This window comes from Calidithermus timidus DSM 17022, assembly GCF_000373205.1.
GTDB classification, from domain to species: Bacteria; Deinococcota; Deinococci; order Deinococcales; family Thermaceae; genus Calidithermus; species Calidithermus timidus.
This window is the reverse complement of sequence record NZ_KB890691.1, coordinates 1-23152: the sequence shown is the minus strand read 5'-3', so window position 1 is coordinate 23152 and position 23152 is coordinate 1. Positions and strand designations below refer to the sequence as shown.

General features: G+C 66.2%; 22 protein-coding genes and 1 rRNA gene. 9 read left to right on the top strand and 14 right to left on the bottom strand.

What is annotated here, in order from left to right; all coding sequences use genetic code 11:
* From B047_RS0106135 to B047_RS0106105, 7 genes are all read right to left on the bottom strand, one after another.
* The coding region (locus B047_RS0106135; protein ID WP_420805374.1) for a hypothetical protein at window positions 1-453 on the bottom strand (453 nt) is incomplete at its 3' end.
* 280 nt (window positions 454-733) lie between these two features.
* Window positions 734-1150, bottom strand: a complete 417-nt coding sequence (locus B047_RS0106130) for a HEPN domain-containing protein (RefSeq protein WP_018466078.1) — start codon at window positions 1148-1150, stop codon at window positions 734-736.
* A complete protein-coding gene (locus B047_RS0106125) occupies window positions 1125-1436 on the bottom strand; it encodes a nucleotidyltransferase domain-containing protein (RefSeq protein WP_018466077.1) in 312 nt (103 codons plus the stop codon). The genes B047_RS0106130 and B047_RS0106125 overlap by 26 nt, the downstream gene beginning before the upstream one ends.
* An 86-nt stretch (window positions 1437-1522) precedes the next feature.
* On the bottom strand, window positions 1523-2248 hold the full coding sequence (locus B047_RS0106120; protein ID WP_018466076.1) for an SDR family oxidoreductase: 726 nt from the start codon (window positions 2246-2248) through the stop codon (window positions 1523-1525).
* Window positions 2248-3315: a glucose-1-phosphate thymidylyltransferase gene (locus tag B047_RS0106115; protein WP_018466075.1), complete on the bottom strand. Its 1068-nt coding sequence runs from the start codon at window positions 3313-3315 to the stop codon at window positions 2248-2250. The genes B047_RS0106120 and B047_RS0106115 overlap by 1 nt, the downstream gene beginning before the upstream one ends.
* 72 nt (window positions 3316-3387) lie before the next feature.
* Complete coding sequence (locus B047_RS0106110; RefSeq protein WP_018466074.1) at window positions 3388-3582, bottom strand: hypothetical protein; 195 nt, start codon at window positions 3580-3582, stop codon at window positions 3388-3390.
* 17 nt (window positions 3583-3599) lie between these two features.
* A complete protein-coding gene (locus tag B047_RS0106105; RefSeq protein ID WP_018466073.1) occupies window positions 3600-4274 on the bottom strand; it encodes a glycerophosphodiester phosphodiesterase in 675 nt (224 codons plus the stop codon).
* Window positions 4275-4297: 23 nt separating this feature from the next.
* On the opposite strand from B047_RS0106105, the gene B047_RS17190 reads away from it, so the two are divergent.
* Genes B047_RS17190 through B047_RS0106090 form a run of 3 tightly spaced genes read left to right on the top strand, consistent with a single transcriptional unit; the run spans window position 4298 to window position 7508 of the window.
* Window positions 4298-5149, top strand: a complete 852-nt coding sequence (locus B047_RS17190; RefSeq protein WP_026234640.1) for a hypothetical protein — start codon at window positions 4298-4300, stop codon at window positions 5147-5149.
* Window positions 5125-5472 carry a ComEA family DNA-binding protein gene (locus B047_RS0106095; RefSeq protein ID WP_052606059.1) on the top strand — a complete coding sequence of 116 codons (348 nt, stop codon included), beginning with the start codon at window positions 5125-5127 and terminating at the stop codon, window positions 5470-5472. Before B047_RS17190 ends, B047_RS0106095 begins: the two co-directional genes overlap by 25 nt.
* Window positions 5469-7508, top strand: coding sequence for a DNA internalization-related competence protein ComEC/Rec2 (locus B047_RS0106090; RefSeq protein WP_018466071.1), 2040 nt, complete (start codon window positions 5469-5471; stop codon window positions 7506-7508). The genes B047_RS0106095 and B047_RS0106090 overlap by 4 nt, the downstream gene beginning before the upstream one ends.
* A gap of 49 nt (window positions 7509-7557) precedes the next feature.
* On the opposite strand, the gene B047_RS0106085 is transcribed toward B047_RS0106090, so the two are convergent.
* From B047_RS0106085 to mnmG, 5 genes are read right to left on the bottom strand one after another with little or no spacing between them, the layout of a single operon-like run.
* Window positions 7558-8376, bottom strand: coding sequence for a ParB/RepB/Spo0J family partition protein (locus tag B047_RS0106085; protein ID WP_018466070.1), 819 nt, complete (start codon window positions 8374-8376; stop codon window positions 7558-7560).
* The gene (locus B047_RS0106080) at window positions 8360-9109 is read right to left on the bottom strand and encodes a ParA family protein (protein ID WP_018466069.1); all 750 of its coding nucleotides are present in this window, start codon (window positions 9107-9109) and stop codon (window positions 8360-8362) included. The genes B047_RS0106085 and B047_RS0106080 overlap by 17 nt, the downstream gene beginning before the upstream one ends.
* A gap of 6 nt (window positions 9110-9115) precedes the next feature.
* Window positions 9116-9844, bottom strand: a complete 729-nt coding sequence (gene rsmG / locus B047_RS0106075; protein WP_018466068.1) for a 16S rRNA (guanine(527)-N(7))-methyltransferase RsmG — start codon at window positions 9842-9844, stop codon at window positions 9116-9118.
* Complete coding sequence (locus tag B047_RS0106070; RefSeq protein ID WP_052606054.1) at window positions 9835-10212, bottom strand: hypothetical protein; 378 nt, start codon at window positions 10210-10212, stop codon at window positions 9835-9837. The genes rsmG and B047_RS0106070 overlap by 10 nt, the downstream gene beginning before the upstream one ends.
* 57 nt (window positions 10213-10269) lie before the next feature.
* Window positions 10270-12069, bottom strand: coding sequence for a tRNA uridine-5-carboxymethylaminomethyl(34) synthesis enzyme MnmG (mnmG, locus tag B047_RS0106065; protein WP_018466066.1), 1800 nt, complete (start codon window positions 12067-12069; stop codon window positions 10270-10272).
* A 95-nt stretch (window positions 12070-12164) separates the two neighbouring features.
* Between mnmG and dnaA the strand changes: the two genes are divergently transcribed.
* From dnaA to B047_RS0106035, 6 genes are all read left to right on the top strand, one after another.
* Window positions 12165-13484: a chromosomal replication initiator protein DnaA gene (gene dnaA, locus B047_RS0106060; RefSeq protein WP_018466065.1), complete on the top strand. Its 1320-nt coding sequence runs from the start codon at window positions 12165-12167 to the stop codon at window positions 13482-13484.
* Window positions 13485-13774: 290 nt separating this feature from the next.
* Window positions 13775-14857, top strand: coding sequence for a DNA polymerase III subunit beta (gene dnaN / locus B047_RS0106055; RefSeq protein ID WP_018466064.1), 1083 nt, complete (start codon window positions 13775-13777; stop codon window positions 14855-14857).
* A gap of 193 nt (window positions 14858-15050) precedes the next feature.
* The gene (gene eno, locus B047_RS0106050) at window positions 15051-16319 is read left to right on the top strand and encodes a phosphopyruvate hydratase (protein WP_026234638.1); all 1269 of its coding nucleotides are present in this window, start codon (window positions 15051-15053) and stop codon (window positions 16317-16319) included.
* Window positions 16306-17730 carry a pyruvate kinase gene (gene pyk / locus B047_RS0106045; protein WP_018466062.1) on the top strand — a complete coding sequence of 475 codons (1425 nt, stop codon included), beginning with the start codon at window positions 16306-16308 and terminating at the stop codon, window positions 17728-17730. The genes eno and pyk overlap by 14 nt, the downstream gene beginning before the upstream one ends.
* A gap of 305 nt (window positions 17731-18035) precedes the next feature.
* Window positions 18036-18566 carry a GNAT family N-acetyltransferase gene (locus tag B047_RS16355; protein WP_084784951.1) on the top strand — a complete coding sequence of 177 codons (531 nt, stop codon included), beginning with the start codon at window positions 18036-18038 and terminating at the stop codon, window positions 18564-18566.
* Window positions 18567-18596: 30 nt separating this feature from the next.
* A complete protein-coding gene (locus B047_RS0106035) occupies window positions 18597-20207 on the top strand; it encodes an acyl-CoA dehydrogenase family protein (RefSeq protein ID WP_018466060.1) in 1611 nt (536 codons plus the stop codon).
* On the opposite strand, the gene B047_RS0106030 is transcribed toward B047_RS0106035, so the two are convergent.
* Window positions 20204-21514: a cytochrome P450 gene (locus tag B047_RS0106030; RefSeq protein ID WP_018466059.1), complete on the bottom strand. Its 1311-nt coding sequence runs from the start codon at window positions 21512-21514 to the stop codon at window positions 20204-20206. The genes B047_RS0106035 and B047_RS0106030 overlap by 4 nt on opposite strands.
* A 144-nt stretch (window positions 21515-21658) precedes the next feature.
* A 16S ribosomal RNA gene (locus B047_RS0106020) occupies window positions 21659-23149 on the bottom strand.
* Window positions 23150-23152 lie beyond the last annotated feature (3 nt).

Here is a 23152-nt window from a genome sequence, read left to right as displayed (position 1 = left end):
AGGTGAAGCGAGCGAATAGCGTGGCCCTCCCAACCAGCCCCTCGACAACACGGCTCTCGTGCACGTGCGCAGGCACAAAGGCCCAAGGTCGGAACAACCCCCCAGGCTCACCACCGCGCGCAGCTTGGCCCATTTCCAAGGCTTACCCTGGGCGATGCAGAGGGGCTTGGTATCGATGAGCTCAATCCCCCGATCCTCCCTGATGGTAAGGCTGTACTCAGGCAGTCGCAAGAACAAATCCCGATGATTCTGAGGCACCAGCCAGTACCACACCGACTCGTAGGGTTGGGCCAACAGTTCACCTACCAGGGCTATGGTGAATAACTCGCTATAGCTGGTCACCGGCTTGGCTTGCACCGGTAGCCTGAAGCGCTCCTGGTGAGCTTTGAGCCAGTCATCCACCAGGATGAAGACCTTCAAAAACAGCTCCTCTAGGCGGGGATGCTTTCTCATAGCAATGAAGACCATCTCCCTTTTCTTCCCCCATTTCAAGTAGCAAACCACGTAATCCTATGCCTCAACCTTTGCCATCGCTCGAGGCTCAACGATACATCCTCCGGCAGCGAAACCGCGACCTCCCTCCGGCTCGAGGGCCTCACGTCCGGCCGTGTACGCACCGCCAGCTCGTAGACCGACTTGCGCTCGGTGGCGATGTGCAGCGTGGCGTAAGGGATGCGCTCGAGCCCCTATGCGCACGCGTTCCTCCTCAGAGCCTCCAGATCGGGCGGGGGGTTCATGCAGCCTCCTCGAGCCAATCCTCGGCTGCCTTCAGGATGGCCTCGGCCTGGGTCAAAGCAGCCCTGGCTTCCGCTTGCGTGTAGGCTTCGGCGGGGGTGAGTTCAGCCAGGGCGTCGGGGTAGCGGGTAGGGATGTAAAGCTTATCTAGGGCTAAAGCTGCCTCCAGTAGGGGAGCAAAGCGTTCCCTGGACCCCTCGGGCATCTCTCGCACCAGCCGACCCAGGGAGTGCCCCCAGGGGTCGGCGTCTTGAAAGAACCACACGGCCTTTAGGGCTTTTTCCCCGGCTTGTTGGGCGAAAAAGGCTGCTTGGGCATACTTCCCAGCCGCCACCAAGGATTGGGCCGCCTCGAGGTCGTCTTTAGCCTGGCGGAGCCAGCGGTGGGCCTCACGCTGCTGTTTTTCCACGCTCATAGATGAGCTTGGCCTCCTTCATCACACCCCGCAGGAAAGGCAGTTCACGCCTGTTTTTAAACTCCTGTGGGGTGAGGACGATTGCTTCCACTGGGAAGGAAAGCTCTCGTAGCGCCCAGAGCACCTGGCCGATGCGTTCCAGGGGGGGCAGGTCGGTCTCCCAGAGGACCAGGAGGTCCAGGTCGGAATGCTGGGTGGCCGTCCCCCGCGCGTGGGAGCCGAAGAGGTAGACCCGCTCCACCCCCATAGCGCCCAACTGTTCCCGCACCGCCTCGAGCCAACCCACGCGGGCATTCTAGCAGAAGGCCATTCGCTCTTACCCGCCCGAGCCCTCGGTCATACCGGGGGCACGTAATGCGTCGGAATCGGGCATCACAAGCCCCATTCTTGTCTGAGGCTTTGCCAGCGCTGGGTATCGAGGGAGATGTCTTGCGGGAGGGCTACTGGTGATTGGGCGCGTAATCCCGGCTGCACCTCCGGCCGCGTACGCACCGCCAGCTCGTAGACCGACTTGCGCTCGGTGGCGATGTGCAGCGTGGCGTAAGGGATGCGCTCGAGCCCCCTCAGGGCCAGGGCGATCTCCGGGGCGATCACTTCCACGTAGTCCTGGCTGGTGTAGAGGTCGGTGAAGGCGGTGGGGTAGGGCCAGGGCGAGGGGCGGAAGGAGGTGCGGATGATGAGGTGCTGGGGCAGGACGCGCACGACCTCCTCGGCGACGAGCTTGGAGAGGGCGTAGTAGTTGCGCACCGGGCCTACGGGGTCGTCCTCGCGGTAGTTGCCGCGGTCGCCCCAGAAGACGTAGTCGGTGGAGATGTGGACCAAGAAGACGCCGGTGCCCTGGAGGGCCCGCACGACGTTGCGGGTTCCCCCGACGTTGACCGCCCAGCACCGCTCGCGCTCCTGCTCGGCCCTGGCGACGTCGGTGTAGGCCGCCGCGTGGAGGAGGACCTTGGGCTGGTGGCGCTCGAGCGCGCGCCGCACGCTCTCGGGATCGGTGACGTCGAGCTCGCCGCGGGGCGGGGCCACGATCTCGGGCATCAGGGCACGCAGGGCCGTACCCAGGCGCCCACTGCCTCCGGTCATGAGGATCGTGCCCATCAGAGCTTGACCTGGCTGCGATCGCCCAGCACCATCTGCAGGGTGTGGCGGCGGGTATTCCCCTGGCCGTCCACCACCACCTCGTGACCGAGGATGCTGGCGTCGAGGCGATAGGCGAGCTGGCGCACCTCGGCCCGGTCCATCAGGATGGAGTACTCGATCTCGCTGCCGATGACCTTAGCACCCTTGCCGATGGCGCTGTAGGGACCGATGAAGCTGTCCTCGATGAGGCTGCCAGCACCGATGAAGGCCGGACCGCGCACGGTCGAACGCACGATGCGGGCCCCGGGCTCGACCACCACCTCGCCCACCACCTCGGCTTGCTCGAGCTCGCCCTCCACCCGGCGGGCGATCTGGGAGAGCACCAGGCGGTTGGCGTCGAGGAGATCCTCGGGTTTGCCGGTGTCCTTCCAGTAACCCCGCACCTGGTGGGCCACCACCTTCTGCCCGCGCTCGACCAGGCCCTGGATGGCCTCGGTGATCTCGTACTCCCCGCGCCAGGAGGGCTTGAGCGTGGCGATGACGTCGTGGATGGCCGGGCTGAAGAGGTAGACGCCCACCAGCGCCAGGTTGGAGGGGGGGTCTTTGGGCTTTTCCACCAGGCGCACCACCCGGCCCTGCGCGTCGAGCACCACCACCCCGAAGGCGCGGGGGTCTTCGACCTCGGTCAGCAGCACGATGGCCTGGGGCTGGGTCTGCCGGTACTCCTCGACCAGGTGCCGGATGCCCCCGGAGAGCAGGTTATCGCCCAGGTAGAGCACGAAGGGGCTCTGGCCCAGGTAGTCCCGCGCGGTCATGACCGCGTGGGCGATGCCCAGCGGGGCCTCCTGCACGATGAAGGTGAGCCGCGCTCCCCAGCGGGAGCCGTCGCCCAGAGCCTCGCGCACCTCGTGACCGGTCTCGGGGCTGAGGATCACCCCGATGTCGCGGATGCCCGCTTCCACCAAATCCTCCAGGGCATAGAAGAGGTTGGGTTTGCCGGCGATGGGGATGAGTTGCTTGGCCCGGGTGTGGGTCAGGGGGCGCAGCCGGGTGCCCTTACCGCCGGAGAGAACGAGTCCTTTCATGGCTTCCTCGCTTCAGATTGAGCGCCCCGCCGCCCACGCCGGGCGGCGGTGATCCAGCTTGAGCACCTCGAGTCAGTCCTTCCAGCTTTCAACCTCTTTGTAGTGCACGAGCGCCGAGTAGTTGACCTGCGCCCCCTGCACGGTGGTGGAGAACTTGACGTCCACGAGCAGCACGTTCTCGTCGAGGTCGGCGATGAAGCGGTTCATGCGCTCCTGGAACACGTCGGGGTCGTTGGCGAATATCAGGCGAAAGCGAATACCCTCCATACCACCTCTTAGGATAGTCAATCCCGCGCGGCTTTGAGTTCATCGGGCACATCGCCGATCACCCCGCGCACGCCCCAGCGGAGCAATTCCCGCGCCCGAGGGGCCTCGTTGACGGTCCAGGTCACCACGAAGTAGCCCTGCTCGCTCAAACGCTCCACCCTCTCGCGGCTCAGCAAGCTGTGGTGGGGGTGCACGCCCTGCACCTCCAAGCAGGGGAGCAGCTCGAGCACCTCCTCCTGCGCATAGAGCAGCGCCAGCGGCACGTCCAGGCCCTCCCGTCGCAGGCGGACGAGGGCCAGGGGGTCGAAGCTGGAGACCCAGGCGCGGCTGCGCCCGCCCCAGGCCCCCAGCAGCCGGGCCAGGGCCTTCTCCCGGCCATCGCTGAGGGGGGGCTGGCTTTTGAGCTCGAGGTTAATCCAAGCTTTAGGGTGGGCTTCGAAGAACTCGAAGACCTCCTCCAGCCGGGGCATCCAGGGGGCCCTGCGCCGCAGCTCGGCCCAGTCCAGCTCGGCGATGGGCACGCCCCCCAGGTCGAAGTCGTGGTGGATCACCAGCACCCCATCGCGGCTGCGCTGGACGTCGAGTTCTACCCCGTCGAGGCCGCTCTGGAGCGCAAGGGCGAAAGATTCGATGGTGTTTTCCCGTGCCAGACGTGGCGCACCTCGATGACCCAGCAATAAGCGTGTTTCCATACAGATAGTGTATATTGACACATATGGGCAAATACGATGCGCGTCTTGCAGAACTGGTGCGCGACGAGGTGATTGCCCGCCTGGAAGGATCGGGTGGCGTCATCGCCATCACCCACAGGGACCTGTGGTTTCTCAGCGATGAAGGGGGCAGCAGTGCGCCCCTGGGCTCAATCAAGCGCATATCGCGCGGCGAGGGCAACACCGTCGCGGTGCTGGGGGCTCAGGGCGCGCTGATGGAAATCCCCCTCGCCGCCTTCAAGGTGGATGAGCTCAGGGGCTTCCTCGAGTCGCTCAAGGAGCACGTGGTCCGTGCCCGCAGCCGCCAGACCCAATCCTCGCCGCCCCCGGTAGCCACAGCCCAAGCTCATCCCCAACCCGAGGCCAGGCCCCAACCTGTCCAAACCCCCCCACCTCCCCCTCCCCCCGCCGAGGAGGGCGGGCCGGAGCCCGAGCCCCAGGCAGCGCCACCGCCCCGCGAACCGCGCCACCCCTCGGTGATCCAGGTTCCCGAGAACGAGCCGGATTTTCCCCCGGCTGCGCCCACCCAGGTCTGGGAGGAGGAGCGCACCCGCAAGACCGCCGAGGAGACCCGCCCGCGCGCGCCCTCGCTCGAGGAGCCCCCTCCCCCTCCGGTGCCCACCCCCGTCCCCACCATGCCCGAGCCCCCCGCCGCCCTGACCCCCAGCCCCAGCCGGGCGCGTGCGGGCACGGGAGTGCTGCTGAAGGTGCTTTGCGCGGTCACCCTGGCCTACAGCCTGGCCTACGTGGCCCTCAAGGCCAGCGACCCCGCAGCCGACCTCTGGACCACGCTGGGCGTGGCGGTCTTCGGGCTGGGGCTGGCGGGCATCCAGTGGCGCCTGTCCGAGATCTCCTGACCGGGGTTTACCTGCTGCTGGTGGTGGGGCTGGGACTGGCCAGCCTCTGGCCCCGTCTGAGCGAGCGCTTTGTCGCGGTGGAGGTGCTGAGCCAGGCTTCGCTGCCCCCTGCCCCCGAGTCACACCCCGCCGCACCCCTGCCACAGCGCATCAGCCTCAACCAGGCCAGCCTCGAAGAGCTCGAGCGCCTGCCCGGCATTGGCCCCGCGCTGGCCCGCCGCATCGTGGAGGGCCGGCCCTATACCCGCGTCGAGGACCTGGAGCGGGTCAGGGGTATTGGACCCAAGACCCTCGAGCGGCTGCGACCCCTTGTCGTTCCATGATCCCCCACGCCCTTGGCCTAGGCGCGCTGGCCGGGGCCTTGACCCAGCTCAGCCCCCTGGCCTACCTGAGCCTACTGCTGGTGGGCTTGCTGCCCAGACCCGAGCGCTGGGCTTTTGCCGGGGCCTTCGGGCTGCTGTGCCTGCGGCTGCTGCTCCCCTCCGACCCCTGGGCCGGCCAGCTGGGGTCTCGGGTGGAGCTGGAGGGGGTCGTGCGCGAGGGCTTCTTGAGCACTGCTCAGGGGCGGGTTTACCTGCGGCACTTTCCCCCACTCAAAGACGGGCGCTACCGGCTGAGCGGGGTGCTCCAGCCCCCCCAGGGCCGGCGCAACCCCGGCGGCTTCGATCAGGCCCTGTGGCTGCGGGGGGTGGGAGTGGGAGCGGTGCTCAAGGTGGAGCGGGTGCTCTGGAGCCAACCGTTGCCCCACGGCCCGCGCGATGGCTTAAGGGAGCGGCTCGAGGCCGGCCTCTCCCCCACCGTCGCGGCGCTGGCCGTGGCCCTGACCCTGGGGGAGCGGCGCGATCTGGGCGAAACCTATGGCGAGTTTCAGCGCTCGGGCCTGGCGCACGCCCTCGCGCTCTCCGGCCTCAACGTCGCCATCCTGACGGGTTTTCTGGTGCTGCTGCTCTCCTTCGCCGGCGCGTACCGCTACCTGGGGGCGCTGGCCATCCTGCTGGCCTACTTGTGGCTGGTGGGCCCCTCGCCCTCGCTGGTGCGGGCCGAGATCATGGCGGCGCTGGTGCTGGTAGCCCTGTTTTTGGGCAAGGGCCGGCTGGACGTGCTGGCGGCGCTGGGCTGGGCGGCGGCGCTGCACCTGCTGTGGCAACCCTTCGCCATCTACAGCCTCTCCTTCCAGCTCTCCTACCTGGCGGTGCTGGGGATGGCCCTGGTGCTGCCCAAGCTCCCCCGGCCCAGCGGCCTCAAGGGCTGGCTGTGGGCGGCCTTCGCGGTGACCTTCGCGGCGCAGCTCTTGTTGCTGCCCCTGCTGTTGCACCACTTCCACAGCCTGCCCCTCCTCTCCCCCGTCGCCAACCTGCTCGTGCTACCCTTCCTCAACCTGCTGGTTCCGCTGGGCTTCCTCAAGATGTTTTTGGGGAGCGCCCTGGCTCTGCCCTTCGAGGGGCTGGGGCGGCTGACCCTCGAGCTCGTCGCGCTCTTCGCCCGCGGCCCCCAGCTCTACTGGGGTGAGATCAGCCCGAAGGGGTTTGCGCTTTACTACCTCGGAATCACCCCATTGCTGGCCGCTCTCTACGGCCACATCTCCTGGCGGCGCGCGTCGGTGCTGACGGGATCGGCGGCGCTGGCCTCCAGCCTCAACCTGCTGGCTCCCGCGGCGGAGTACTGGCAGCTCGATGTCGGACAGGGCGACTCGGCATTGCTGCGGCTCCCCGGCGGGGTGGAGATCCTGGTGGATGGGGGGCGGGACTGGGCGGGCCGCCGGGTGGTGGGGGCCTTAGGGGCGCTGGGGGTCGACGACCTCGAGCTCGTCGTGGCCACCCACCCCGACGCCGACCACATCGGCGGCCTGCCGGAGGTGCTCGAGTCCGTGGGGGTCGGGGTGCTGGTCACCGGGCCACCGCGGCTCGAGGACCCCCAGGAGCGGCGGCTGCGCGAGGTGGCTCGGGTTCGGGGGGTCAGGGTCATCGAAGCCGCCGCGGGCAGCGTGCTGCGGGTAGGGCAGGCCCGCCTGCGCTTCCTGGGGCCCCGGGAAAATGGCGCGGAGGACAACGCCCGCAGCCTGGTCTTCGTGCTGGAGTGGGGGGGACGGCGCATCCTGTTCACCGGCGACGCCCCCATTTCCGAGGAGCGGTACTGGGAGGCCCAACCCATCGACGTACTCAAGGTCGCTCACCACGGCTCGGCCAGCAGCACCGGGGAGGAGCTGCTCGAGCGCTTCCAACCCCGCCTGGCGGTGATTGGGGTGGGGGCCAACGTGTACGGCCACCCCACCCCTGCCGTCCTGGAACGCCTGCGCAGGCACGGGGTGGCGGTGCGGCGCACCGACTTAGAGGGGGCCATCCGCATTCCCTTACGCTAAGCACCCCCCTTGCCTTTCTCTGAAGCCCCCACGGGATCTACGGGGGTACTCAAGCCTCGTAGCCCAGCCGCTGGAGCAGGGCGTTGAGCTCCTCCTCGGAGTGATAGCTGATCTCGAGCTTGCCCCTCTTCTCGGCGCTGAAGCGCACCTTGAAGCCCAGTTGGCGGGTGAGGGTTTGGGCGATCTCGGCGTAGGCCTCGGAGCGCTGACGAGCGGGCGAGGTCGGCGGGGTTCGCTCTTTCAGGCGCTCGGCATCGCGCACGCTGAGCTGCTTTCCCAGAATCTGCTCCAACCCCCACTCCCGCTGCTCCTCCGGCAGCATCAGCAGGGCGCGGGCGTGTCCGGCGGTGATCTGGCCGTTCCGCAGTGCCTCGAGCGCCGCCGGAGGCAGTTGCAGCAGCCTCAGGGCGTTGCTGACGGTGGCACGGGCCTTGCCTACCGCCATCGCCACCTCCTCCTGGCTGGCCCCCAGCTCGAGGAGTCGCTGGTAGCCCTGGGCTTCCTCGACCGGGTTGAGGTCCTCGCGCTGGAGGTTCTCGATGAGGGCGATCTCGAGCACCTCCCGCTCGCCGAGGTCGCGGATGATGACGGGCACCTCGCTCAGGCCGGCCTCCTGGGCCGCCCTGTAGCGCCGCTCCCCCGCCACCAGCTCGTAGAGGTCGCCTTTGGGGCGCACCAGCAGGGGCTGCAGCAGCCCTTTCTGCCTGATCGAAGCCGCCAGCTCGGCCAGGGACTCGGGGTCGAAATGCTTGCGGGGCTGCTCGGGGTTGGGCCGGATGAGGGCGATGGGCAAGCGGGTCAGCGAGCCCTGGCTCTTGGGGATCAGGGCCTCCAGGCCCCGGCCCAGACCGCTAGGCTTCCTGGACACGGCGCATCACCTCCTCGGCCAGACGGCGGTAGGCGTGGGCCCCGCTCGAGGTGGGGGCGTAGTCGCCGATGGCCTGACCGTGACTGGGGGCCTCGGCCAGGCGAACGTTGCGTGGAATTACCGTCCAGAACACTTTTTCTCCTAGGTGGGCGCGGATGTTGGACTCCACCTGCTGCGAGAGCAGGGTCCGCGAATCGAACATGGTGATCAGAACCCCCAGCAGCCGCAGGGCCGGGTTCAGGCTGCTGCGCACCTCGTCGATGGTCTCCATCAGCCCGGCGATGCCCTCGAGGGCGTAGTACTCGGCCTGCACGGGCACCAGCAGCCCCTCGGAGGCCACCAGGGCGTTGAGGGTGAGGGGCCCAAGGCTGGGGGGCGCGTCGATGAGGATCAGGTCGTAGGCTGGGCTCAGCGGCTCGAGCACCTCCCGCAGGCGCTGGGGCAGGTGCGCAAGCTGGGCGTTGGCCCCCACCAGATCGGCACCGGCGGGCAGGAGGTGGAAGTTCCTGACCACCTCGCGGATGCTCTGCTGGGGTGTGGATTCGCCCAGCAGGAGCGAGTAAATCCCGTCCTCGGTGGGCTGCTGGTTCAACCCCGAGGTGGCGTTGGCCTGGGGGTCGAGGTCGACCAGCAGCACCCGCCGCCCGGCCCTGACCAGGTAGCTGGCCAGATTGATGGCGGTGGTGGTCTTCCCTACCCCGCCCTTCTGGTTGACTATGCCGATGCGGTTCATTGCCTATCAGAATAATCCATGTCGGGCGATCGCCTCGGGTCTGCGGGGATAGCGGGGCTCCGTGGCAGCCACTTTCTTGATGATGACCAGCCGCCGCTGATCACCGGATTCGGGCAGCTCCAGCTCCTTTACCTCCTCGAGCACGCCCCCCAGCGGCCTCAAGCCCCGCTCGACCCCCTCGAGTTCCCGCGCGACCTCGGGGCCTTTCTGGGCGATCAGATAGCCGCCCACCTTGAGCAGCGGCAGGCACAGCTCGCTGATCTGTCCCATGGAACCCACGGCGCGGATCACTGCCCGGTCGAAGCGCGCGCGATACTCGGGCTGATGCGCGATCTGCTCTGCCCGCCCCCAAACGAATGCCGTGTCCCCTAGCCCTAACAGCGCGCAGCTTTCCTCGACGTAGCGCAGCTTTTTGCGGGTGGCCTCGAGGAAGTACATCCTCAGCGAAGGTCTCGCGATCTTGAGCGGCAGGCCGGGGAACCCAGCCCCGGTCCCCACGTCGACTACTTCGAGCGGGCCCTCGAGCAGACCGCTGGCGAGGCAGGTCAAGGAGTCGAGGAAGTGCTTGAGCACGATGTCGCGCTCTTCCCGCAACGAGGTGAGGTTGATCTGCCGGTTAGCCTCGGTCAACTGGGCATACAGCCGTTCGAAGAGGTGGATGGTGGGGCTTAGCTCTTCCCCCAGGGCCACAGCACCCCGCAGCAAGAGTTCCCTGCCCGTGGCTGTCAGCTCCACGACCCAGCCTCCAGGCCGTAACGGGCTTTCATCTCGCGGTAGCGCTGGTAGCTGGGGGGGTCGATCTGCGCCCAGGGCAGCCGCTCGAGCAGCGGGACAAGAAACTCCCGCAGGGCCTGCCCCCGCACGATCCATTGGTAGTAGTGACGCCCACCGTGGTCGTAGGGGCCGTATAGCTTCGAACCGGGGACCTGCCGGGTTAGCCACTCGAATAGCTGCTGGTGCCTCGAGTGCATCCGCAGGGTGACCTGGGGTTGCTTACCATCACCACCGAAGTGGCCTTCTCCGATCAGGACCCCCAGCAGCACCCCTATTTGGAAGCTGCCGAAGTCGATCGCTGTTTCACCGTTAGATTTCACGTGAAACATTTTGTCACAGGATCGCCCGCCAGCCCTTGTTTCACCGTCAGTTTTCACGTGAAACACTCAAGCGGGAACCTTGGTCAGGTGGATCAGCAACGCGGTGAGGTCGGAGTCGCGGACCCCCGGAACCCGCGAGGCTTCGGCCACCGTGCGGGGGCGGAGTTTGGAGAGTTTTTCCACGGCTTCTCGCGAGAGGCTGGGCACCAAGGCGTAGGCGATGTCTTGGGGGATCCGGTAGCTCTCCAGCTCGGCGAGTCGCTCGCGCAACTTGAGTTGGCGCTCGATGTAGCCGGCGTACTTGGCCCGGATCTCCACCTGCTGGGCTTCCTCCGGGGAACGAAGCCCTCCCGCTCCAATCCGCGCGATCAGGTCCGGGTAGGTGGCCTCGGGACGCCGCAGGTAGTGCAGCGCCGAGACCCCCTCCAGGCGAATGCCGCTCAGACGCTCGAGCTCGGCCTCGATCCGGGCGTACTTTTGGCGCACCTCCTCGATCCACTCACGCGGCTGCAGCCCCCAGGCCACCGCCCACTCGCCCAGGCGCTCGTCGGCGTTATCGGCCCGGCACAGCAGGCGCAACTCGACCCTCGAGGTCATCATGCGGTAGGGCTCGTCGGTACCCCGGTGAACCAGGTCATCGATCATCACCCCGATGTAGCCGGAGTCGCGGGGCAGCACCGCCTCCTCGAGGCCCATGGCGTACCTGGCCGCGTTGAGCCCCGCCAGCAACCCCTGGGCGGCGGCCTCCTCGTAGCCGCTGGTGCCGTTGAGTTGCCCGGCGGTGAAGAGGCCCGGCAGCTTGCGCGACTGCAGCCCAGGCGTGAGCTCGGTCGAGCGCAGCGCGTCGTACTCCACCGCGTAGGCGTAGCGCTGGATCACGGCCTGCTCGAAACCCGGCAGGCTGCGCACCATCTGCTCCTGCAGCTGTGGCGGCAGGCTGGAGGAGAAGCCCTGTAGGTAGAGTTCGGAGGTCTCCAGGCCATCCGGCTCCACGAAGAGCAGGTGGGTCTCCTTGTCGGCGAAGCGGACCACCTTGTCCTCGATGGAGGGGCAGTAGCGGGGACCGATCCCCTCGATGTCTCCGCCGTAAAGGGGGGAGAGGTGCAGGTTCTCCTGGATCAGGCGGTGGGTGGCCGCCGTGGTGCGGGTCTGCCAGGTGGGCCGGGCTGCGGCGAAGGGCCCGGGACGACCCGTGAAGGAACCGGGCGGGTCGTCGGCGGGTACGACCTCGAGCGCGGCGTAGTCCACCGAGTCGGCCCGGATACGCGGGGGGGTTCCCGTCTTGAAGCGCAGCAGGGTGTGCCCGGCCTCGCGCAGGCTCTGCGAGAGGAAGCGGGCTGGCGGCTCGCCCTGACGCCCGGCAGGACGGGACTGGCGACCATACCAGACCACCCCGCTGAGGAAGGTTCCGCTGGCGACCACCACCGAGCGCGCGGCAAAGGTCCGGCCGTCCACCGCGCGTACCCCCCGTAAGCCGCCGTCCTCGAGCCACAGCGCAGCCACCTCGGCGCGGACGGCTTCGACGTTGGGGTGCGCGAGTAGGGTACGCTGGGCCTCGAGGGCATAGGCGTCCCGGTCTACCTGCACCCGCAGGCTCTGCACCGCAGGCCCCTTGGAGCGGTTGAGCACCCGGGTGTGGATCGCCGTGGCGTCGGCCAAGCGGCCCATCAGCCCGCCCAGGGCTACGATCTCTGCCACCAACTGGCTCTTGCCCGGCCCCCCTACCGCCGGGTTGCAGGGCATCAGGCCGATGCGCTCGGGGTTGCTGGTGACCAGGCCCACCCTGGCCCCGGCCTGCGCCGCCGCCCAGGCGGCCTCGATTCCCGCGTGCCCTCCCCCTACCACGATCACGTCGTAGACTGCCATCCCAACCACTTTAGCAGACGCGGCCAATGTGCAATAGAATAGTCAGACCCTAGCCAGCGCAGTGCGCGCTCGGCCTTCGCAAGGAGTGAGCGGCCTTGACCCAGCACACCATCTGGCAAAACGTTCTGGACTACATTCGCCAGAGCATCACCGATGTCGAGTACAACACCTGGTTCGTGAAGATCCGCCCCCTCGGTGTGTACAACGGGGTGCTCGAGCTCGGCGTCCCCACGTCCTTTGCCGGAGAGTGGATCAAGAAGCATTATACGGAAACGATCCAAGAAGCTCTGCTGCAGCTGGGGGCCCAGACCCCCCGCTTCGAACTCAAGGTCACCCCGGGCAACCCCGTCCAGGAGGATATCTTCTCCGCGGCGCCCGAGCCCGGCAAGACCCCCGACCCGCGCTCGAGGCTCAACTCCAAGTACACCTTCGAAAACTTCGTCGTCGGCCCCAACAACTCCATGGCCCACGCGGCGGCGGTGGCCGTGGCGGAGTCGCCGGGCAGGGCTTATAACCCGCTGTTCATCTACGGGGGGGTGGGCCTGGGCAAGACCCACCTCATGCACGCCGTGGGGCACTCCGTGGCCTCGCGCTTTCCCCAGCTCAAGATCGAGTACATCTCCACCGAGACCTTCACCAACGAGCTGATCGAGGCCATCCAGAAAGACCGCATGACCGAGTTCCGCGACCGCTACCGCTCGGTCGACCTCCTGCTCGTCGACGACATCCAGTTCATCGCCGGCAAGGAGCGCACCCAGGAGGAGTTCTTCCACACCTTCAACGCCCTCTACGAGGCCGGCAAGCAGATCATCCTCTCCTCCGACCGCCCCCCCAAGGACATCCTCACCCTCGCCGCCCGCCTGCGCAGCCGCTTCGAGTGGGGTCTCATCACCGACATCCAGTCGCCCGAGCTCGAGACGCGGGTGGCCATCCTGAGGATGAACGCCGAGTACCGGGGCATCCGCATCCCCGACGAGGTGCTCGAGTACATCGCCAAGGTGGTCACCTCTAACATCCGCGAGCTCGAGGGCTCGCTCATGCGGGTGGTGGCTTACGCCTCGCTCAACGGCGTGGAGATCAGCAAGCAGGTGGCGGCCAGGGCGCTCTCCGATGTGTTCATGGCCAAAGCCGAGTACGCCCCCGAGGAGATCCTCAGGGCGGTGGCCGAGTTCTACGGTTTGCGGACAGACGAACTCAAAGGGGCGGGGCGCCGCAAGGAGGTGGTGCTGCCACGCCAGGTGGCGATGTACCTGATCCGGGAGCTGACCCACTCCTCGCTGCCGGAGATCGGGCAGTTCTTCGACGGGCGCGACCACACCACCGTGCTCTACGCCATTCAAAAGGTGCAGGAGGCGCTGGACAACGATACCAACCTGCAGCAGAACCTGCGGGCTATCCGGGAGCGGCTCGGGTAGACTCGGGGGGTGGAACCTGTGGATAAGTCTGTGGATAAGCTGTGGATAAGTCTGTGGAAATGGCTGTGGATAACTCAACGGACCTCGAGCCTGTGGATAACCGGGGTAGTTATCCACAAGTTATCCACAGGGAGGGGTGGGTTATCCACAGAAGTTATCCACAAGCAATTGTCGATAGGGATGCCACTTTAAGCCACTTTTCCACACTATCCACAGGCCCTACTACTATTACTACTAATTCTTTAAAGTCTTTAAAAGAGAAGGAGTAGAGCTTTAAAAGGCCGAACCTTATGGAAGCGAGAATCCCCAAGAAGACCCTGGCCGATGGCCTCTCGATCCTCGAGCGCATTATTCCCAGCCGCAGCTCTAACCCCATCCTGACCTACCTGCCCGTCGCCCTTGAACAGGGTAGTTTGGTTTTGCGGGGCACCAACGGGGAGGTGGACATAGAAGTCCGTCTCTCGGCCGAGACCAAGGGCGAGGGACAGACCCTGGTCCCCTCCCAACCCTTCTTCCAGATCGTGCGCAGTACGCCTGGTGAGCTCGTCGAGCTGCATATCGCTGAGCAGATGCAGCTCATCAGCGGCAGCTACCGTACCCAGCTACAAACCACCAACCCCGACGGCTACCCGGAGCTCTCCTTCCGCCAGCCCGCCGGGGAGAAGCTCCCCGCCGCCCGGCTGGCTCAGGCCATGACCCGGGTGCGCTACGCGGCGAGTACCGAGGAGTACCGCGCGATCTTTCGGGGGGTGCAGCTCGAGCTCTCCCCCGGCAACCTGCGGGCGGTGGCCTCGGATGGCTATCGCCTGGCCCGCTACGACCTGAGCGTGAGTACCGAGTCCACCCGCAAGTTGGTGATTCCTGCCAAGAGCGCCGACGAAATCATTCGCATCTTCAAGGACGTGCAAGGGGAGCTCTCCGTCGGGGTGGGGGAGGGCACCTTGACCTTGGTGGGTGACGCGGTGCGCATGGCGGTGAAGCTGATGGAGGGCGAATTCCCCGACTACGCCCGCGTGATCCCGCAGAGCTTCGTGCTCGAGGCCACCCTGCAGGCCGAGGCCCTGCGCGAGGGCCTCAAGCGCGTGGCGGTGCTGTCTGACCGTAACAACCACCGCGTGGACCTGATCTTCAGCGGCAATAAGCTCGAGATCAACTCCGAGGGCGACTACGGGCGTGGCCGCGAGGAGATCGCGGTGGAGGCTAAGGGCGAGCCCCAGTTGGTGGTGGCCTACAACGCTCAATACCTCATAGACGCCCTGGGCCCCATCGAGGGGGGCGTGAAGCTCTCGTTCTCGGGGCCTACGAGCCCCAGCCTGGTGCAGGCGGTGGAAGACAGCGGGTATCTGTCGGTGGTGGTGCCGCTGCGGGTGTAGGGCTGGCATGGTGAACGCCGGTAGCTAAAGACAAGATGTCTCGCCGCTCGGCGCCGGTGGGAAGAGGGGGGAAGTGCGCCTCCCGTCCCCAGCTATACCGTGTCCATCCCCGGGATGCCCCACTTTCGGTATACCAAGGGGCAAGGTGTAGACTGTGACCCGGTTGTAAGTGTTTCCACGGAGGAGCATCTCTATGACGACGATTGTGGAAATTAAGGGACGCGAAGTGTTGGATTCGCGGGGAAATCCCACGGTAGAAGCCGAGGTGATCCTCGAAGGCGGCGCGCGGGGCCGGGCCCTGGTGCCTTCGGGGGCCTCGACCGGGGCCCACGAAGCCGTGGAGCTACGGGATGGGGGCAGGCGCTTCGCGGGCAAGGGCGTGCTCAAGGCGGTGGCTGCGGTCAACGAGCGCATCGCCGAGGAGTTGCAGGGTCTCGACGCCCTCAACCAGGAGGCCGTGGACCGGGCCCTGCTCGAGCTCGACGGCACGCCCAACAAGGGCAACCTGGGGGCCAACGCCATCCTGGCCGTCTCGCTGGCCACGGCCCGCGCGGCGGCTGAGGCGCTGGGCCTGCCGCTGTACCGCTACTTGGGCGGGGTGCAGGGCGTGACCCTGCCGGTGCCCCTGATGAACGTGATCAACGGGGGTAAGCACGGCGACAACAACGTCGACTTCCAGGAGTTCATGCTGGTGCCGGCCGGGGCCCCCAGCTTCGGCGAGGCGCTGCGCTACGGGGTGGAGACCTTCCACGCCCTAAAATCGGTTTTAAAGGCCCGGGGCTACAACACCAATGTCGGGGACGAGGGCGGCTTCGCACCCGACTTAAAATCGAACGTAGAGGCTCTGGAGGTGCTCGTCGAGGCAGTGGAGAAGGCGGGGTATGAGGTGGGTAAGGACATCTCCTTCGCGCTCGACCCAGCGACCACCGAGCTCTACAAGGATGGCAAGTACCACCTCGAGTCCGAGGGGCGCGCGCTGTCGAGTGAGGAGATGGTGGCTTACTGGGAGAATTGGGTCAACCAATACCCCATCGTCTCCATCGAGGATGGCTTGGCCGAGGACGACTGGGAAGGCTGGAAGCTCCTGACCGAGCGCCTAGGCAAGCGCATCCAGCTCGTGGGCGACGATCTTTTCGTCACCAACCCCGCGCGGCTGAAGCAGGGTATCGAGCAGGGGGTGGGCAACTCCATCCTGGTCAAGGTCAACCAGATCGGCACCCTCTCCGAGACCCTCGAGGCCATCCGCCTGGCCCAGCGCTCGGGCTACACCGCCATCCTCTCCCACCGCTCGGGCGAGACCGAGGACTCCACCATCGCCGACATCGCCGTGGCGGTCAACGCGGGCCAGATCAAGACCGGCTCGGCCTCGCGCTCGGACCGGCTGGCCAAATACAATCAGCTCCTGCGCATCGAGGAAGAATTGGGTGCGGGAGCGAGGTTTTTGGGATATGGCGCTTTCTAAACGCACCAAGATCGTTTCGACGCTGGGGCCGGCTTCGTCGAGCCCCGAGATCATCAAGGCGCTGGTCGAGGCGGGGGTTGACGTGTTCCGCCTCAACTTCAGCCACGGCACCCCGGAGGACCACCGGAAGCGGGTACAGATCATCCGCCAGGTCTCGGAGGAGCTGGGCCAGACCGTGGCCATCCTGCAGGACCTGCAAGGCCCCAAGATCCGGGTAGGGCGCTTCGCCCAGGGGGCCGTGGAGTTGCAGGCGGGCCAGCGTTTCATCATCACCAGCGACCCGGTGGATGGGGACGAGAACCGGGTCTCGACCACCTACCGCGGCTTGCCCATGGACGTCGAGCCGGGGATGATCCTGCTCCTCGACGACGGCAACCTGCGGCTACAGGTAGAGGAGGTCCGCAACAACGACATCCACACCACCGTGCTGGTGGGTGGGCGGCTGTCGAACAACAAGGGCATCAACATCCCCGGCGCCGACCTCTCGATCCCCGCGCTCACCGACAAGGACATCGAAGACCTGGCGCTGGGGGTGGAACTCGAGGTCGATTGGGTGGCCATGAGCTTCGTGCGCAGCCGCGACGACCTGCTCTTAGCCCGCCACTACCTCAACCGCTACAATTCCCGCGCCCGCCTCATGGCCAAGATCGAGAAACCCAGCGCGGTCGCGCGCTTCGACGAGATCCTGGAGGAGGCCGACGGGATCATGGTGGCGCGCGGCGACTTGGGTGTGGAGATGCCGCTGGAGGAGGTACCCATCATCCAAAAGCGCATCATCCTCAAGGCCATCCACGCCGGCAAGGCGGTCATCACCGCCACGCAGATGCTCGAGAGCATGGTCAAGAACCCCATCCCCACCCGCGCCGAGGCTTCCGACGTGGCCAACGCCATCTTCGACGGCACCGACGCGGTGATGCTCTCTGCCGAGACCGCCTCGGGGGCCTATCCGGTGGAGGCCGTGCAGACCATGGCCAAGGTGGCCCGCAAGATCGAGGCCAGCCCCGAGTACATGAACCGCCTACACGAGTTGCGCCCGGCTCCCACCCCTTCGGTGCAGGACGCCATCGCCCTGGCGGTGGACAACGTGGTGGACGCCTCGGGGGCCAAGCTGATCGTGACCTTCACCGCCACCGGCGGGGCGGCCCGCCGCATCGCCCGCACCAAGCCCGCCGTCCCGGTGCTGGCCCTCACCCCCAATCCCCACGTGCGTAACCAGCTGGCCCTCATCGGCGGTGTGCTGCCGCTGCTGGCCCCCGACCCCAAGGACACCGAGGACATGGTGGACATCGCCCTGCGGATGGTCAAACAGTCTGGCATGGCCGAGCCGGGCGACCGGGTGGTGATCGCCGCCGGCGTGCCTTTTGGTGTGCGCGGTACCACCAACATGCTGCGCGTCGAGCGGGTGAGCTGAGTAGTTCGCAGGAAGTTTCCCGTCGTTGCTCCTTATGCAACGCGCCGTCCGACCTTGGCTTTGGGCGTTCGGCGTTTTGCCTCGAGCGGCGACTGCGCAACTTGGGACCCGGCGGCTTCAGCCGATTGCTAGGCATGGGGCTGGAGGCTTCATGCTCAATGCTCAGCATGGGGTAACATGTGGGCAAGCCTTCTATATTCGAAGCCAGACCGCAACCACATACCTGCTGCTTCCGTTGGGGCTGCCCAAGATTTCGAGCTTCTGATTCGCTCGCTGGCACGAAGGCCGTTTGGAGCGTGCCGACCATGAGACTACCGTCATTGCCGTCGTATATTCGGATCGAAGCCGTGCCTGCTGGGAAGGTGTCGCCGCTATTGCGATGGCGGCTGTGGTGGTGGAAGAGGCGCACCTTCCGCTTAGATATGAAGCTGGCCCCGGTGCAGTGGTACGTCCTGGCCTTCGTCGAGGGCAAGCTGGTCAGCGTGCTCGAGATCGTCAGACGCAGGGGCAGCGTGGACGGCGACTCCGTGGCGCTGGGTTTGCTGGGTGGGGTCATCACCGCGCCGCGCTGGAGAGGGCGGGGCTATGGTTCGCTCCTGCTCGAGCACGCAGCGGGGTTTATCTGCGATGAGCTTGGGTGTGACTTCGGCTTTCTGATGTGCGGCGAAGCCCTGGTGGCTTTTTATGGGCGGCTCGGTTGGCAGTTGGTGCCCAATGCCTACGTCTACGACCAACCAGCTGGGAAGGTGGAGGGACGGCTGAGGCCCATGGTTTTCCCCTGTAGGGGCCAAGGCTTTCCACAAGGACGGGTGGATCTCGAAGGGCTTCCGCTGTAAGGCCATCCTTGCGGTAGCCTAAGCTGGATCATGAAACACCAATCCTATGCCTATGGGCACAACCACTTCTTGCTCGACCCCGACCTGCCCGCGTTGTTGAAGCGCTACTGGCGGGGGTGGGAGGCATATCGGGGCGAACTCGAGGCCTTCGGGGAGCTGGCCGGTGGCGAGGCCTACCGCGTGGCCGACCACGTGGACAAGGAAGCCCGTCCCGTCTTGGTGATGCACGACCTGGAGGGCAACCGCATCGACCGGGTGCGCCTGTCGCCCGCGCAGGAAGCGCTGCTGCGGCGGCTGGCGGCGATCAACCGCCCGCCCTATGAGGGGGGAAGCTGGCACCACCACTTCACCCAGGGCTACTTGCTGGCCGACCCCGGCCTGTACTGCATCCAGACCATCACGGGCTGCGTGATCTACAGCATCCACAAGTACGCGCCGGAGTTTTCCGCCTGGAAAGCGCGGCTTCTGAGCGGCGAGGCTGTCGGTGCGACCTGGATGACCGAGGTGCAGGGGGGCTCGGACATCGGGGCCAACCAGACTGGCGCACATTGGGACGGCGCATCCTGGCGCTTGAACGGCGAGAAGTACTTCTCCAGCGGCGCCGGGCTCACCGACTACGCCATCGTCTCGGCCCGCCCTCAGGGGGCTCCGCCAGGGCCAAAGGGGATCGCGCTGTTTTTGGTTCCCCGTTTGGACGAAAAGGGGCGGCTCAACTACCGGGTGCGCCGCCTGAAGGAAAAGCTGGCCACCCGCGCGGTGCCCTCGGGTGAGGTCGAGTTCGCGAACACCCAGGCCCACCTGATCGGCCGAGCCGAGGAAGGTATTTACTACCTGCTCGAGACCCTCACCCTCTCGCGCCTGGCCAACGCCTGCGGGGCCATGGGCCTGGCCCGCAAGGCCCAGCTCGAGGCCCTCTTCCGCGTGCGGCAGCGCGCGGCTTTCGGGCGGGCGCTGCTCGAGCATCCCCTCATCCGCCGCGACCTGACCGACCTAGCGGTGCGCATCGCCGGGGGCCTGGCCCTGACCTTCCGGGCGGTAGCCGCCTGGGACGAAGCCTGGGTCGAACGCCCTCCATACAGCCCGCGCTACCACTACGCCCGCCTGCTCACCCACCTGGCCAAGGCCCGCACCGCCGAGCACGGCACCTACTGCACCCAGCTGGCCATGGAGCTCTTCGGGGGGGTGGGCTTCGTGGAGGACTTCGCCATCGCCCGCTTGAGCCGCGAGGCCCTCATCACCCCCATCTGGGAGGGCCCGGCCAACGTGCAGGCCCTCGACACCCTCGAGGTGCTCACCCGCAAGGGGGTCCAAGAGCCCTTCCTGGCGGAGTTCGTGCCCCGGCTCGAGGCGGTCGGGACCGAGGAGGCCCGCCTCGCGTTGGGGGCCCTCCAGCGCACCCTGACCCACCTGCAAAGCCTCGAGCCCGCCCAGGCACAGTGGTACGCCAAGGAAGCCCTGCGCACCCTGGCCGACGCTGCCAGCGTAGCCCTGCTCTACGACCTTCAGGCCGTCGGGGGTGGAGGCGAGCGCTACGCCAAGCTGGCCGCCCTCTACGCCCGGCGCTTTTTTGGGGGTGGGGAGTACCCGTCGTGGGCGCTCGGGGAACCCCAGGTGTGGGCATTTGAATCCGCTATAACCTAGCGCGGCTGCACCCGCGCCCTCGCCCGCATCCGCAGGCCGCCCTTGGCCCACAGCGTGAAGTTGGGCTCGGGTTGGACTTCCATCCCCTCGGTGTGCTCGAGGTCGAAGCGTTGCAGCACCCCGGCCACGATGATCTTGAACTCGGTGGTGGCGAAGCCCTGGCCCGTGCAGACCCTGGGCCCCAGGCTGAAGGGGAAGTAGGCCCCACGGGGCAGGGACTTTTCGAACTCGGGCGTCCAGCGCTCGGGGATGAAGGCGTCGGGCTGCTCGAAGAAGCGCGGGTCGCGGTGCAGGGTCCACTGGCACAGCACCAACTGCGACTTATAGGGCAGGTACATCCCTCCCAGCTCGACCCCCTCAGGGGCAGCCACCTCCCGCCCGATGATCCACACCGGCGGGTAGAGCCGCAGTACCTCCTTGAACACCTGGTCGAGGTAGGTCAGGCGGGGGAGGTCCTCGAAGGTGGGCATGCGGCCCAGCGCGTCCAGCTCGGCGCGGAGCCTATCCCGTACCGCAGGGTGGCGGTCGAGGAGGTGCCAGGCCCACACCAGCGCGTTGGCGGTGGTCTCGAGGCCCGCCGTGATCACGGTGAGCACCTCGTCGCGCAACTGCCGGTCGCTCAGCTCGATGCCAGGTTGTTGCTGGGCTTCCATCAGCATCGAAAGCAGGTCGTCACCCAGTTCACCCTGGGCCCGGCGCTGGGCGATGTGGCGCTGCACCATCTCGTTCAAAGCCCGCACCACCCGGATGCCGGCGCGGTTGAGCGAGGGGGTCCAGTGGGGGTCGGTGAGCCAGCCGTGGATCATCTGCCCCACCACCTGCTGCCCCAGGATGATGGCCTTGTGCATGATGTCGCGGTCGTCCTTGGCCTCGACGTTGAACATGCATTTGGCCACCACCCGCAGGGTCAGGGCGTTCATCTCCTCGTCCACGTGGATCAGGTCGCCGTCTTGCCAGCCCTCGAGCATCTCCAGGGTGAAGCGGGTCATGACCGCGGCGTAGCCCAGCAGGCGCTTGTAGTGGAAAGCCGGGCGCATCAGGCGGCTCTGCTGTTTCCAGAACTCGCCCTCGCTCACCAGGATGCCGTGACCCATCCCCCCGGCGAAGGCTCGGGTCATCTCCGATTTGTGAAACAGCTCGGCCCGCTCGACGAGCACCTCGCGCACCAGGTCGGGGTGGTTGAGGAAGACGATCTGCTGCCCGTTGGCGAATTGGAAGGTGGAGATGTCGGGGCCGAGGCGGGCGAGCTGAGTGAAAAAGCGCAGCGGCTCTTGGCGGAGCTCGAGGTCGGGTAGGCCGCGCACCATATCCCCCAAAGCTTACCTTGCCCGGTGACTGAGGCGTTACAAAAAGAAGATCCCCCACCGGTGAGGGTGGGGGATCTGAACCTTGCACAGATCGGGCGAGTTGCTGAGCTGCACGCGCGTAGCGTACAACTGAGTACTCCTTAGAAAGGAGGTGATCCAGCCGCACCTTCCGGTACAGCTACCTTGTTACGACTTAGCCCCAGTCATGAGCCCGGCCCTCGGCGCCTGCCCAAGGCTACCGGCGACTTCAGGCAGAACCCACTTCCATGGCTTGACGGGCGGTGTGTACAAGGCCCGGGAACGTATTCACCGCGACATGGCTGATTCGCGATTACTAGCGATTCCGGCTTCATGGAGTCGAGTTGCAGACTCCAATCCGAACTGAGCCAAGGTTTTTGCGATTGGCGTCCTCTCGCGAGGTAGCAGCGCTTTGTCCTTGGCATTGTAGCACGTGTGTCGCCCAGGCCGTAAGGGCCATGCGGACCAGACGTCATCCCCGCCTTCCTCCTGCTTTCGCAGGCAGTCTCCATAGAGTGCCCAGCCGAGCTGCTGGCAACTAGGGATAGGGGTTGCGCTCGTTGCGGGACTTAACCCAACATCTCACGACACGAGCTGACGACGGCCATGCAGCACCTGTGTCCCGGCTCCCTTGCGGGCACCCCCTTCTTTCGGAGGGGTTCCGGGCATGTCAAGGCCTGGTAAGGTTCTTCGCGTTGCTTCGAATTAAACCACATGCTCCACCGCTTGTGCGGGCCCCCGTCAATTCCTTTGAGTTTCACACTTGCGTGCGTACTTCCCAGGCGGAGTGCTTAGCGCGTTAGCTACGGCACCCAGCAGAAGCCGGACACCCAGCACTCATGGTTTAGGGCGTGGACTACCCGGGTATCTAATCCGGTTTGCTCCCCACGCTTTCGCGCCTCAGCGTCACAAGTCGTCCAGGTAGCTGCCTTCGCTATTGGCGTTCCTTCCGGTATCTGCGCATTTCACCGCTACTCCGGAAATTCCGCTACCCCCTCCGACCGTCTAGCCTCACAGTATCCAACGCAGTCCTGGGGTTGAGCCCCAGACTTTAGCATCGGACTTGAAAGACCGCCTACACGCCCTTTACGCCCAGTAAATCCGGGTAACGCTCGCACCCTCCGTATTACCGCGGCTGCTGGCACGGAGTTAGCCGGTGCTATTACCTCGGTACCGTCATGATCGTCCCGAGTTCAGAAGTTTACACCCCGAAGGGCTTCATCCTTCAAGCGGTATCGCTCGGTCAGGCTTTCGCCCATTGCCGAAGATTCCTAACTGCTGCCTCCCGTAGGAGTGGAGCCCGTGTCTCAGTGCTCCTGTGGCTGGTCGTCCTCTCAGACCAGCTATGCGTCGTCGGCTTGGTAGGCCATTACCCCACCAACTACCTGATGCAGCGCGGGCCGATCCTCAAGCGCCGAAGCTTTAAACACCCGCCAGGGCGGGGGTTCACATGGGGGATTAGCCAGGGTTTCCCCTGGTTTTCCCCCACTTGAGGGCACGTCTCCCACGTGTTACTCACCCGTCCGCCACTAACCAGCCGAAACTGGTTCGTGCGACTTGCATGTCTTAGGCATACCGCCAGCGTTCACCCTGAGCCAGGATCAAACTCTCCAGAAACAA

What these genes read in the sequence shown, in the direction of transcription:
- B047_RS0106130 (WP_018466078.1), bottom strand. Translation starts at nt 1,150, where the DNA reads ATGAGCGTGGAAAAACAGCAGCGTGAGGCCCACCGCTGGCTCCGCCAG.
- B047_RS0106120 (WP_018466076.1), bottom strand. Translation starts at nt 2,248, where the DNA reads ATGGGCACGATCCTCATGACCGGAGGCAGTGGGCGCCTGGGTACGGCC.
- B047_RS0106115 (WP_018466075.1), bottom strand. Translation starts at nt 3,315, where the DNA reads ATGAAAGGACTCGTTCTCTCCGGCGGTAAGGGCACCCGGCTGCGCCCC.
- B047_RS0106110 (WP_018466074.1), bottom strand. Translation starts at nt 3,582, where the DNA reads ATGGAGGGTATTCGCTTTCGCCTGATATTCGCCAACGACCCCGACGTG.
- B047_RS0106105 (WP_018466073.1), bottom strand. Translation starts at nt 4,274, where the DNA reads ATGGAAACACGCTTATTGCTGGGTCATCGAGGTGCGCCACGTCTGGCA.
- B047_RS17190 (WP_026234640.1), top strand. Translation starts at nt 4,298, where the DNA reads ATGGGCAAATACGATGCGCGTCTTGCAGAACTGGTGCGCGACGAGGTG.
- B047_RS0106090 (WP_018466071.1), top strand. Translation starts at nt 5,469, where the DNA reads ATGATCCCCCACGCCCTTGGCCTAGGCGCGCTGGCCGGGGCCTTGACC.
- B047_RS0106080 (WP_018466069.1), bottom strand. Translation starts at nt 9,109, where the DNA reads ATGAACCGCATCGGCATAGTCAACCAGAAGGGCGGGGTAGGGAAGACC.
- B047_RS0106070 (WP_052606054.1), bottom strand. Translation starts at nt 10,212, where the DNA reads ATGTTTCACGTGAAATCTAACGGTGAAACAGCGATCGACTTCGGCAGC.
- mnmG (WP_018466066.1), bottom strand. Translation starts at nt 12,069, where the DNA reads ATGGCAGTCTACGACGTGATCGTGGTAGGGGGAGGGCACGCGGGAATC.
- dnaN (WP_018466064.1), top strand. Translation starts at nt 13,775, where the DNA reads ATGGAAGCGAGAATCCCCAAGAAGACCCTGGCCGATGGCCTCTCGATC.
- eno (WP_026234638.1), top strand. Translation starts at nt 15,051, where the DNA reads ATGACGACGATTGTGGAAATTAAGGGACGCGAAGTGTTGGATTCGCGG.
- pyk (WP_018466062.1), top strand. Translation starts at nt 16,306, where the DNA reads ATGGCGCTTTCTAAACGCACCAAGATCGTTTCGACGCTGGGGCCGGCT.
- B047_RS16355 (WP_084784951.1), top strand. Translation starts at nt 18,036, where the DNA reads ATGAGACTACCGTCATTGCCGTCGTATATTCGGATCGAAGCCGTGCCT.
- B047_RS0106035 (WP_018466060.1), top strand. Translation starts at nt 18,597, where the DNA reads ATGAAACACCAATCCTATGCCTATGGGCACAACCACTTCTTGCTCGAC.
- B047_RS0106030 (WP_018466059.1), bottom strand. Translation starts at nt 21,514, where the DNA reads ATGGTGCGCGGCCTACCCGACCTCGAGCTCCGCCAAGAGCCGCTGCGC.